General features: G+C 35.0%; 10 protein-coding genes. 5 read left to right on the forward strand and 5 right to left on the reverse strand.

Features of this window, described 5'->3' with window-relative positions; all coding sequences use genetic code 11:
- Positions 1-22: 22 nt before the first annotated feature.
- Together def and FCN74_RS04995 are read right to left on the reverse strand one after the other, a co-directional pair.
- Positions 23-613, reverse strand: a complete 591-nt coding sequence (gene def, locus FCN74_RS04990) for a peptide deformylase (RefSeq protein WP_138931503.1) — start codon at positions 611-613, stop codon at positions 23-25.
- Between the two features lie 221 nt (positions 614-834).
- Positions 835-4,650, reverse strand: coding sequence for a T9SS type B sorting domain-containing protein (locus FCN74_RS04995; protein ID WP_138931504.1), 3,816 nt, complete (start codon positions 4,648-4,650; stop codon positions 835-837).
- 135 nt (positions 4,651-4,785) lie between these two features.
- On the opposite strand from FCN74_RS04995, the gene FCN74_RS05000 reads away from it, so the two are divergent.
- Positions 4,786-6,165: a tail fiber domain-containing protein gene (locus FCN74_RS05000; RefSeq protein WP_138931505.1), complete on the forward strand. Its 1,380-nt coding sequence runs from the start codon at positions 4,786-4,788 to the stop codon at positions 6,163-6,165.
- Between the two features lie 37 nt (positions 6,166-6,202).
- Here FCN74_RS05000 and ruvX read toward each other — a convergent pair whose 3' ends face one another.
- On the reverse strand, positions 6,203-6,604 hold the full coding sequence (gene ruvX, locus FCN74_RS05005; RefSeq protein ID WP_246062561.1) for a Holliday junction resolvase RuvX: 402 nt from the start codon (positions 6,602-6,604) through the stop codon (positions 6,203-6,205).
- Positions 6,605-6,702: 98 nt separating this feature from the next.
- On the opposite strand from ruvX, the gene FCN74_RS05010 reads away from it, so the two are divergent.
- From FCN74_RS05010 to FCN74_RS05020, 3 genes are all read left to right on the forward strand, one after another.
- On the forward strand, positions 6,703-7,518 hold the full coding sequence (locus FCN74_RS05010) for a 2,3,4,5-tetrahydropyridine-2,6-dicarboxylate N-succinyltransferase (protein ID WP_138931507.1): 816 nt from the start codon (positions 6,703-6,705) through the stop codon (positions 7,516-7,518).
- A 131-nt stretch (positions 7,519-7,649) separates the two neighbouring features.
- Positions 7,650-8,702 carry a glycosyltransferase gene (locus FCN74_RS05015; protein WP_138931508.1) on the forward strand — a complete coding sequence of 351 codons (1,053 nt, stop codon included), beginning with the start codon at positions 7,650-7,652 and terminating at the stop codon, positions 8,700-8,702.
- Between the two features lie 7 nt (positions 8,703-8,709).
- Positions 8,710-9,771: a glycosyltransferase family 9 protein gene (locus FCN74_RS05020; RefSeq protein WP_138931509.1), complete on the forward strand. Its 1,062-nt coding sequence runs from the start codon at positions 8,710-8,712 to the stop codon at positions 9,769-9,771.
- Here the strand turns inward: FCN74_RS05020 and FCN74_RS05025 are convergent.
- The gene (locus FCN74_RS05025) at positions 9,740-10,570 is read right to left on the reverse strand and encodes a glycosyltransferase family 2 protein (RefSeq protein WP_138931510.1); all 831 of its coding nucleotides are present in this window, start codon (positions 10,568-10,570) and stop codon (positions 9,740-9,742) included. The genes FCN74_RS05020 and FCN74_RS05025 overlap by 32 nt on opposite strands.
- Positions 10,571-10,704: 134 nt before the next feature.
- On the opposite strand from FCN74_RS05025, the gene FCN74_RS05030 reads away from it, so the two are divergent.
- Positions 10,705-11,337 (forward strand): 7-carboxy-7-deazaguanine synthase QueE, encoded by a 633-nt coding sequence (locus FCN74_RS05030; RefSeq protein WP_138931511.1) that lies wholly within the window; start codon positions 10,705-10,707, stop codon positions 11,335-11,337.
- Positions 11,338-11,879: 542 nt separating this feature from the next.
- Here FCN74_RS05030 and FCN74_RS05035 read toward each other — a convergent pair.
- A complete protein-coding gene (locus FCN74_RS05035; RefSeq protein ID WP_138931512.1) occupies positions 11,880-12,416 on the reverse strand; it encodes a pyridoxamine 5'-phosphate oxidase family protein in 537 nt (178 codons plus the stop codon).
- Between the last annotated feature and the right edge of the window lie 102 nt (positions 12,417-12,518).

Below are 12,518 nucleotides of genomic sequence, written 5' to 3' on the forward strand. Positions count from 1 at the left end.
GATAGGTTGATTAATCAAGGGGTTATCTGTTTTTTTTTAGTTTTGGAAAGCGCATACGATATTCCACATCAATTTTTCCTTCTGAAATTTTTTTAAGCTTCCCTTTAATTAAGCGCTTTTTTAGCCCTGAAAGTTTGTCGGTAAATAAAACCCCTTCAATATGGTCGTATTCGTGCTGAACAACTCTAGCATAGAGACCATCAAGTGTTTTGTGTTTTAAATTAAAATCGCGATCGTAATATTCAATCTCTATTTTGGGTTGTCTAAACACGTCTTCTCGAACTTCAGGAATACTCAAACAGCCTTCGTTAAAATCCCATTCATCGCCTTGTTCATTTTTTATAGTAGGATTGATGAAGACTTCTTTGGCTATTTTGAGTTCTTTTTTTTCTTCCTTAGAGATATTGTCGTCTTCTGCAAAAGGCGACGCATCGACAATAAACAGGCGTATAGATTTCCCAATTTGAGGAGCCGCCAAACCGACGCCATGTGCGTTATACATGGTTTCGAACATGTTATCTATAAGTTGTTGTAAATCTGGATAATCTTTAGGAATGTCTTTAGCTTTGCGTTTTAAAACCGGATCACCATAGGCAACAATTGGTAAAATCATTATAATACGTTTAATAGAGTTTTGCAAAGTTAAGCAATCTGATAGAATAATGACTACAATGCGTAAGCGAGAGATGTTGATTATTACAATTAAATATATATGAAATCACTGATTAAATTTTATTGATAATAGGAAGCGTCAATATTTTTCTTTCTGCACTGATGACTAAGTTAATATTCATACGAGCGTTTCAGCACTGCCGATAAATGTCAGCACCTTCCCTAACGCTTCAACGTAAAATGCTCAACAAAAACAGCTGGTTCGCCACTTTGTGGATCGGTAAATTCGACCCGAAACCAATAATCCTGCGCCGGCATCTGGCGACCTTGGTAGATGCCATCCCAACCAGCTTCTAAAGGACTGAGTTGACGAAGAAGTTTACCATAACGGTCAAAAATATAAATCTTTGCATCAGGTTGATTTCGCAAACTGCGAATGTTCCAAAAATCGTTAAAGCCGTCTTGATTGGGTGTGAAAAATGGTGGGAAACTTAAAATACTAAAAGCAATTTCTGTCACGCCACAGCCCAAAGCATCTCTTCCTCGAATGACATGATTACCGCCAGAGAGGTTTTCAAAAATCAAACTGCTTTGCCCAACTTCTAAACTGACCCAATTGCCGTTATCCAATTGAAATTCCACCTCGCCTTGACCTTGAATGTTGTTGACTTCTACCGCAGTATTCCCCGATGAAAACGCCGGACTCAAAATATCGACATTAAACAATGGCGGATTGACTTCTTCAACGTTAATACTTTGAGAAAAAGCACAACCTGTTTCAAGATTGGTCACATTGACTTCATAAATTCCAGAATTTGTAGTTTCAAAACTTGAGGTGGTGTTGTCTAAAACCTCGCCATTAAGCGACCATTCAAAACTAAAATTGGTTTCTGATAAACCCGTATCAAGTATTGGTGGTGAAAATCCATTTTCTATAACTTCATCTGTTTGCAAATCAATGCAAATCTGTGCAGATTCAGGCAATGCAAAATCAGGTAAGGGATTGACCAAAATATCAAAACTCACCTGCTCGGGCGACACACACAGCGTTTCAAGATTCACCACTTCGGCGATGATTTGGGTTTCTGTGGTATTGACTTCAAAACTTTGTGGATTGTCAATAGAAATCCCTGCATTAAAATTCCCTAAACCTTCATAATACACCACCAAAGTTTCAGCAGCTGGATTAGGATTGATGCTGTCATCAAATTGGGTTAAATCGACGTTAGCTAATAATTGTTCGGGTGTTTCACTGCACAAAATTACATCGTCAATTGCTACATCGTCTATTACCGCACCTGTCAAGACGTCTAACTCAAAACTTGCGACAGACACACAATTGTCGCTGTCGCTTACTCTAATCCAAAGAGGTTGTGGGTTGCTAGTGTTGACAAAATTAGCGGGATTTTGAATGGGGTTGGTATTGGTTAAAGCTTCATTTTCAGACAAAAAATAAGCCACCTCAAAAGTTGAACTATCGTTATTTAAAATAATACTGGCGTTGATATCGGTCAAATCAAAGCTAGCCGTATTACCACCAACAGCACAAGCCGACAAAACAGGTTGACTAGAATCCAACTCGGGATTTGCTAAAACCTCTATCTCTAAAGTCCCCGTAAAACTACAGCCATTGCCCGTTTCTTCGGTGCGGAAAAATACAGTTTGATCGTTGGCAACAGTATTTGTAAAAGGCGATGAAATGGGGTTAGTGTTATTTTCAGCTTCGTCTGCTGTTAAATGAAAACTTACACTGATATCTGGATTGTTTAAAGAAATTTCATCAATACTTTGGCTTAAATCAAATGCAGCAAACCCATCGTTATCGGTATCGCAGACTTGTAGCGAATCAGGTGAAAAATTCACCTGAGCAGCGTTGGCTACAGAAATGGAAAATTCCGCTGTTAAAAAACAATTCACCGGCGAATTGATATTTTCCAATCTTATCCAAATGGGTTGTGGATTGCTTAGGTTTTCATAGGTTGTAGGATTGGGAATCGGATTTTGTTCATTGATAGCCTCGGTTTCCGACAAATAATATGAGATTTGAATAGCAGAGGAGTCTTGGTTACCAAGAGCTAAAGCAGAATTTTCAGTCAAATCAAACACAGCAGATTCTCCAGGAAAAATACAAGCTTGAATATTCAAATCATTAATGTTGTTGATAGCCACCGGAAAGGTGTTGATGTCAAAAGAGGCCGTTGAAAAGCATCCAGGATTAGTTGCATTTTCAGCCCGAATAAAAATGGTTTGACTATTGTTAGGTGGCGGATAAGCTGTTGGATTTGGGATAGCACTCGTGTTATTTTGTGCAGCGGCAAGCGTTTCGTGGTAAGAGATATTGGTATTGCTTGGGTCGTCAACGCCGATAGCTGAAGCGTCATTGGTCGTTAAATCAAAAAGAACTATCTCATTATTTTCCTGACATTGGTTTAGGTTGATGGTTTGTTGGATGTCCGGCGTGTATTGATAACTGGCTTCAAAGCTCTCAACAGTAAAACAGGCTGGAGCAGCCGAATTTTCAATGCGGATAAAAATATCCTGCGGATTGCTGGTTAACACAAAACTTTCCGGATTGGGAATTGGATTAACACCACTTTGAGCATCGCTGTCTGATGTAAAATATTGGATATTAAAATCTTCGGGATTTGCAAAGCCTAAACTGTTAAGGCTGTTTTGAGTCAGGTCTATGGGATCGTTTGTTGAGAGGTTGCCGCAGGTGGAGAGAGGAGTTGGTGGGTTGATTAAAACAGGTGTTTGAGGAATAAAAAGCTCAACTTCAATTCTATTATTAAGCACATTACTTTCATTGACAGGATTTGTGCCGTCTTGAATTGTATTGGCTTTTAATATTAACGTGCTGATGTTTGGAATGTTATCAGGAATAGTGACATCCACTGTTTGAGTTTCTGAACCATCGATAGGTATATTGTTTTGTGTAAAAAAAGTATCTAAGAATATTTCATTATTATTCTCACTTAGTACAAAAATTGAAAACGGTGTATTTGCTTGAAGCACATCGCTGGAGTCAAAATTGTTAATATTAAGAGTAATGGAAATATCTCGATCATCACAAGCATCTTGATTGGTAATTTCAACAAATTGAATCGTTGCATCTGGTAATACTGAGCGGGTAACGGTGACTACGTTTTGTATAAACCTTCTGGGAGCAGATGTAAAGGTAAGCGTTGCTTGAGTATCTCCAATATTTAAAAAATTTGATATATCAAATACATCTAAATCCATATTCCATAAATCTGTGGCACCAGTATAAGTGTTTGTACCATTAAAAGGGTTATCAGCAGGGTTTAAAAACGGTGTACTTAAAAGATTTCCGTTAAATGAGACACTTTCATTAAAAACTTGGATGGTTGAGCCTTCCCATGCCAAATAACCCATGCGAGAATTTTGAGTGTCAATTATGTTTAAATTACTTAAGTTTATAGTAGAGGATGAATTATCTTCAAAGCCAAAGACAGAATTTAAACCATCATATACATTTACTTGTTGGATTGGTAATGTATTATCTTTATAAATTACTAAAATAGCCCAGCCACTGTTTTCTGAAGAATTGGAGCAGTAACTACCTATTATAGGATTAAGGTTTAATCCTGAAAAGACATAATTACCGCTACCAGTTCCTTGCACTATATTTGAAATCTCCTTAAATGCTGAATAGAAAAATGTAAAATTGTTTTGTACTGGATCTACAATGCTTATCTCGTCTGCAATGAAATTATTACCATTCACTTCTACATCTGGATCAAAAGTACCATCGCCTATGCCAAACCAATATAAATAGGCTGCAACTATATTTTCATTAGCATTTAATGTCAAATTAGCACTACTCGAAGCTATAAATGGACAGGTTGCTGTCGTTGTAGTAGCATTGTCAGCCGTCGTTAGTGTATTACCAATAATTTTGTAGTCAAATTGACCATTAAATTGTGCACGAAGTTGTAGAGGTGCGTCTGTTGGTACTTGGCTATATATGCTATCAGTAAAAGCTAAAAATATCAATATTTTAAAATATAACTTCATATCGTAAAAATAATGTGACCACAATGTTAATTTTGAATAATTTAGTTAAATAAAAGTTAAAAAAAAAAAAATATTTCTGATTTTCAATTAAATAAAGCACTAACTTTAGTGAAAATAATCTTAAATTTATTTATTATGAAAATTTTTCATTTATTTACAATTTTATTCATGACTACTGCCTTAAGTTTTGGACAAAATCAGTCATTTTCATTAATTACAGACCCAATTACACCAGCATCTACTATAATTACAGGCGAGGTGTTCAGATTTGATCAAGGTTTAGTAACACAACTTAACAATGGTCCTGATTTTAATTTTAGTAATGCCCGTTGGTTCTCTATTGGTGAGCTTAATACAGGATCACAAGATGTATTTGGTTTACGATTCCAACTACCTAGAAGAGGGGTTATTTTTGGTTATCAAGACATCAATGATGATAACCCAAGAATACAATGGATAGATGACAGAGAAGAGCCAGGCAGTTTGGAATTTAGGTTTGCAAACGATACTCTAAGCACCAGTTCTACATTGGTAGCAAATATGACAAATAATGCAAAATTAGTTTTACCAGCTCAAGTATTCGGTCCACCATTTATAATTCAACCAGTATCGACAAGACTAACTGTTGCTAATGATACTTTTGATAATGGTATATTTGTAACAACATCAGGAAGTAATAATCAAGGTAATGGGATTTTTGCGAGATCAACAAACAATGCCAATAATGTTGCCGTAAGAGGTCTTGTGACACGTGCATCAGGTTTCGGGAGTTTTGCTTATGGTATTTTTGGTGATGCTCCAACAAGTTTTAATAGTTTTGCCGGTTTCTTTGATGGAAATGTTAATGTTACTGGAACTATAACCCAAGGCTCTGACCGCAAGTTAAAAGATGACCTTAAAGAAAGTGAAAATGTTTTAGAGAATTTGTCTAAATTGAAAGCTTACACTTATAAATTTAAAGACAATGATAATTTAAATCTGCCCAAAGGTCTTCAACACGGCTTAATTGCTCAAGAGGTAGAAAAAGTCTATCCCGAGTTGGTTCAAGACATCACATATCCTATTTATAACGAAAAAGAGGAATTAGTAGATACAGACACTTACAAATCCGTCAACTATATCGGCCTAATTTCAGAATTAACCGCAGCCATGAAAGAACTCAACGCTAAGGTTAAAGAGTTAGAAAGCCAAGTTGAGCCACGTGTGGTTTACAGTTCTAAATTTACAGCGAGTGAGTTGGAAAATATTACCAAAAACGCCTATAAATTAGAACAAAACAGACCTAACCCGTTTTCAGAAAGCACCATAATTTCTTATGCCTTGCCGGAAGACCAAAATAAAGCTTCCATTCTTGTATTTGACCTTAACAGCAGAATGCTCAAATCTTACGACTTGAAGAACAACAACGGCGAATTAAAAATCAACGCCACCGACCTTAACGGCTCGGGCATGTATCTTTATACGTTATATGCTAATGGTGAGGAAATTATTACCAAAAGAATGATATTGAAGTAATTAAAAGTTTAAAAATCTTAGAGCTACAACCGACTTACTAGTTACTTTGATTTAAATAATCCTGCAAAATTAGTGTGGCACTAACTTCATCTATCAAAGCTTTACTTCGTTTTTTTTTGTTTTTTAAACTACTTTGAGCTATAGCCTGAGAAGCCATTTTTGAAGAATACCTCTCGTCAATCCTTACAATTTTTAATTGTGGAAACTCTTTTTTAATATCTTCAATTAACCACAGGATATTTCTTTCTAAAGCCATGAGTTGGCCGTCGATGTGTTTGGGTTGACCAATGACCAATTCATCTACTTCAAATTGTGCACAATACGACTTTAAAAGTGACATTAGATTTTTAGTTTCAACAGTTTTCAATCCAGAAGCAATCATCTTTAAATCATCGGTCACAGCAATGCCGGTACGTTTTATTCCGAAATCTAAAGCCATAGCTTGAGGCATATTCAATTTTATTTTTAAGACAAATATAGCACAACATGTTTTGATAACTCCAAAACCAAAACCTTATCTTTGACAAAAAAATATTTATGAATCAACTACAAGATATTATATCCAAGGCTTGGGACAATAGAGAATTGCTTAAAGACGAAAGCACTATAAAAGCTATAAGAGAAGTGATTGAACTTTTAGACCAAGGCAAACTCCGTTGCGCTGAACCCACTTCAGAAGGTTGGCAAGTCAATGAATGGGTTAAAAAAGCAGTGGTTTTATATTTCCCTATTCAAAAAATGAAAACCTTGGAAGCTGGCATTTTTGAATATCATGACAAAATTCCATTAAAAACCAATTACAAAGCACGTGATATCCGAGTCGTACCCAATGCAGTTGCAAGACATGGCGCTTATATATCGAGTGGTGTGATTATGATGCCAAGTTATGTCAACATCGGTGCGTATGTTGACGCCGGCACGATGGTAGACACCTGGGCCACTGTTGGAAGTTGTGCACAAATTGGTAAAAATGTGCATTTATCCGGTGGTGTTGGTATAGGTGGCGTTTTAGAACCTTTACAAGCTGCACCTGTTATTATTGAAGACAATGCTTTTTTGGGCTCAAGGAGTATTGTTGTAGAAGGTGTGAGAGTAGAAAAAGAAGCCGTTTTAGGCGCTAATGTGGTCTTAACCGCATCAACAAAAATTATAGACGTTACAGGCGACAAACCAAAAGAAATGAAAGGTCTTGTACCGGCACGTTCAGTTGTGATTCCTGGTAGTTATACGAAACACTTTCCAGCAGGAGAATACAATGTGCCTTGTGCTTTGATTATTGGAAAACGAAAAGCAAGTACCAACAAAAAAACGTCTTTAAACGATGCACTGCGAACTTATGATGTTGCAGTTTAGCTGGTTTTAGAACAAATACTGATATTTAATTTTATGGTCTGTTTTTAAATTTTAAATAGAATTGAAATTGTAATTTAATAAATGAATAAAGCTTTCTTTAAATTATCATTTGTGTATTATAAAACCCAATCATGATTAATTTGCTTTGTATTTCTTCAGATTTAGATATCATAACATATAATATGTTAGGCTCGTTAAAATCTAAGGGTTACAATATATATATTACATACTCAACTAAAAATGAACACCAAAAAATAGAAGAAATTGGCTGTATGGGTGTTAAAATATTTCCATTGAAAGGGAAATTAAATATAAAAAACATTCTACTTATTAATAAGATAATAAAGAAATATCAAATTCAAATCAACTACTGTTTAACTAGTACTGGAATAGCAAATGCTACTATAGCCAGTACTTTTAGAAAAATCAAAACGATTGCATACAGAGGTACCCAAGCCAAGATAAGACCTACAGACCCTACTTATTATCTGGGCATCTTAAACCCAAAGTTAAACACCGTAATCTGTGAAACCCCAGATATTAAAGCTCAACTAAACAAATACCTTTCTAAAAAGAATTTAATAGTCAACCCAAAACCCTATAAAACAGATTGGGTAAAAAATGCGATTTTAAACCCAAAAGAGTTAAGCGGAACACCAAAAAATGCTTTTGTTGTTATTTGTATTGCCAAAACTAAAGGTAGACCTCATAAGGGCTTATCTGAACTGATAAAGGGTGTACATCTATTAAAAAACAAAACTATTCATCTTTTACATATTGGAGATTATGACAAATCTAATTATGAGTTAGCAAAGCAAGGAAACAACGCAAATCAAATTCATTTTGCAGGTTTTAAACATGATGCTATACACTACCTTCCAAAATCTGATGTATGTATTTGCCCATCAACTAGAGATGCTGCTCCACTAGCCATAAAAGAAGCCATGGCTTGCGGTAAGCCTACTATTGTTACAGATATTCCAGGTGCAAGAGACTTAGTTGTTCACCAAAAAACCGGATTAATTATCCCTCCAAATTCACCTGAAGCCATTGCAAAAGCTATCGAATACTTAGCTTCTCAACCCCACAAGACTGAAGCATTTGGAAAAGCAGCTAAAGAACATCTTGAAAAGACTTTTTGTATGAAGAATTACTTAGAAAAGTTTGATTTAGTATTTAAATGAAAGCAATTTGAAGATACTTGTAATCCAGCAAAAAATGATAGGTGATGTCCTCACGAGTAGTGTGATTTGTGAAAATTTAAAACGCAATTTTCCAAATGCAGAGGTTCATTATCTTATCAATAGATTTACATTACCTGTAGTTGAAAATAATCCTTATATTGATGAATTTGTGATATTTGAAGATGAATATCGACAAAGTAAAATCAAATTTTATAAATTTCTAAAGCAAATTTCCAAATCAAAATACACCCATGTTTTTGATGCTTATGGAAAATTAGAAAGTTTATTAATAAGTCGATTTTCTAAGGCTAAATATCGTTTTGGGTTTAGAAAATCATATAGTAAATTTTACTACACGCAAACTGTTAAAATAAATAACATAACCACTACAGAAGCCGGTTCTGCTATTGAAAACCGAATACGATTGTTGCAACTTATGCCTAATATCAAGTTATTTAACAACAAACCTAAAATATATCTTGATAATTCAGAAATAGTACAAGCCAAAGAAAAATTATCAGGATTTAAATTGTCGAATTCTCCATGTATCATGATAAGCGCTTTAGGAAGTATACCTTCCAAAAATTATCCTTTGGAATATATGGCAAAAATTTTAGACTGTATTGTAAAACATACAAATGCTGCTCTTATATTAAACTATATGCCTTCACAACAGGCGCAAATTGATCACTTAAAACAGCAATGCAACTCTACTACACAAAACCATATAATTGATGGTTTACAGATTAAAAGTTTACGCGATTTTATGGCAATCTGTAAGCAATGTGCTGCTATTATTGGTAATGAGGGTGGTGCTATAAATATTGCAAAAGCTCTGGATATTCCCTCTTTTTCAATTTTTTCACCATGGATTCTTAAAGAGGGTTGGAACAGTTTCGAAAAAAATCATCCCAATACTTCTGTCCACTTAAGTGATTTTCAAAAAAAATTACACATCAAGAATGACGTAAAATACATTAAGAAAAACGTAGAAAACTTCTATGCTGAATTAAGACCAGAAATGATACAAAGAAAACTTATTGACTTTTTGGACTCATGTGCAAATTGAGTCCGAACTCAGTTTTAGTTTTTTGAGTTTTTTTTGTCTCTTGTCTTATCTCGTTATTTTTCTTCCAAGCTTCTTCGTTAACATAACCTCTTTTATGTTCTAAATGAACAATAATAGCAAAATATCTCACGCGTTTAGGATTGATTCCAAAATTGATAAGTCGTTCCCCAAATTCTCTGTCTTCTCCACCGTATTGCATACGCTCATCAAACCCGTTCAATGCCAAAATATCTTTTTTCCAGGCTGAAGCATTTCCACCATTCCAGGTTGATTTGGTTGGAGTGATAGCATTCATAAATTCAGACAAAGCTTGTTTTTTGGTTAATTTTATGTTTTTAAAGCTTGGCTTTAATCCTTTTTCTTTCAGCCAATTAAGATCAAAGCAACGTTGAGCTAACACATCATCCTTACGAATTAAGTGTGAGATCTTCATGCTTAATGGAAAATGCCCGCCAGATAAAAAAGTATTGTCTTCGCGATGAGATATATGCGCTTTGACAAAATCTTTTCTCGGGATACAATCTCCATCGGTAAAAATGATATAATCTGTTTTGGTTGCCAATACAGCCTTATTGAGAATTCTTGTTTTCTGAAAACCTTCATCGCTATGCCAGATGTGATTTATTTTAAGATTTGTGTGTTTTGACATTGTTTTTAGCATCTCCTTGGTAGAAGACGTCGAGCCATCATCTGCTATTACAATTTCGAAATCTGTAAAAGTTTGAACAGAATATCCCCAAAGCACTTTCTCTAGCCATTCCGGCGAATTATAAGTACTTATGATTACAGAGGCTTTCATAGGTGTATTTGAGATTTCAAAAATAGATGAATTTAAGAGATTAGACAAAAAAGTGAAACTAAACCCCAAATCAGCTTTTGAATTATGACTTGTATGCCTTAATTGAATATTGAATTTCCTTACCTTTGCAACGCATGGAAACAAAAGCGATAGAAGAGTTAGTTGAACAAGGTCTATACTTACCTTTAATGGAGGCGTTTTATACCATTCAGGGCGAAGGTCATCATACGGGAACTGCGGCATATTTTATCAGAGTAGGAGGTTGCGATGTGGGCTGTCACTGGTGTGATGTCAAAGAGAGCTGGAACCCCAAAACCCATCCACCCACAGCTATTGAAAAGATAGTAAAGGAGGCTCATCAATATTCAGATACCATTGTCATTACAGGTGGTGAGCCTTTAACTTGGGATATGCATCCTTTAACCTCTGCTTTAAAGCAGAAAGGGATGAGAATTCACATAGAAACTTCCGGTGCTTATCCTATGACAGGCGTTTGGGATTGGATTTGTTTGTCGCCTAAGAAAATAAAATTGCCTCAGCCAGAAATTTATAAACGAGCTGATGAGTTAAAAGTCGTTATTTTTAATAAACACGACTTTAAGTTTGCTGAGCAACAAGCAGAAAAACTTGAAACCAATGCGATTTTATACTTGCAACCCGAATGGAGTGTTCGAGAAAAAATGATGCCACTTATTGTAGATTACGTGATGAAACACCCCAAGTGGAAAATTTCTTTACAAACGCATAAATATTTACGCATTCCTTAGAGTTTATGTAGCTATTTGATAATTACAGTTATGGCGAACAATGCCAAAGCGTGGTGAAGCCATCTTTTGAATTGGAACTCAATTTGCATTCAATAAACACTACAAACTCAAATTTACCAAGACTGCCACGATTAATAGGCCAGCACTTGGCAGTCCTAATAATCTCTCAGTGACGGTTATAAAATACTCGTCATGGCGAACCCTGCAAAAAGCTTCATAAAGCATCTTTTGAATGGAAAACAACACTGTCATTGTGAACCACACCCAAAGCGTGGTGAAGCCATCTTTTGAACTGGAACTCAATTTGCATTCAATAAACACTACGAACTCAAATTTACCAAGACTGTCACGATTAATAGGCCAGCTCTTGGTAGTCCTAATAATCTCGCAGTGACGGTTATAAAATACTCTTCATGGCGAACTCCGCAAAAAGCTTCATAAAGCATCTTTTGAATGGAAAACAACACCGTCATTGCGAACCATGCCCAAAGCGTGGTGAAGCAATCTTTTGAATGGAAAAATAATTTATTTACTACACGTTTTTAAGGCACTAAAAACTGTCCTTTCCAATTGTCTTTTTTCTCAAACAAACATCTTATATGATTTGGTCGCTTAAGCTGAAGACTTTCAATATATTCGGTTTGTAATTCAAGTACTGCAAAATTTAATTCATCACCGTAATCAACACGATCTGGGTTTTTGATGGGTGTTGATGGTTTTTTTAAAGTAGTATAATCTTTTTTGGAAGACCCTTGTACTTTTTGTTTGTAATAATTAATGCGTTCTGTATCCTGAAGGAGCTCGATTGGACCACCAACTTTTATTTGTAAAAGTTTTTTGTGATTGTAGAATAAAACTTCAGCGTTGCGATTGTTCTTATATTGTTTTACTTTTTCCGATCTTTTATCAGTAAAAAAAATGAGATGGTATCCTTCAGTCATATCTCTTAAGACAACTGTTCTTATCTGAGGTTTGTTTTGGTAAATGCTAGCCAAACTACAATATTTGTTAGCATGTTTACGTTTTAAATAACCAAATTTAATTTCATTGATTGTGTCATTAAAGATTGTTTTCAACATTTTTTTCTTTAAATATAGACATAATACTTTCAGTCTCAAGAATTCTATTTTAGTCTTATTTATTTTTTAATAAATTATGAGGATAACAGATGATGATAGATA

Source organism: Mesohalobacter halotolerans, from assembly GCF_006120725.1.
GTDB classification, from domain to species: domain Bacteria; phylum Bacteroidota; class Bacteroidia; order Flavobacteriales; family Flavobacteriaceae; genus Psychroflexus; species Psychroflexus halotolerans.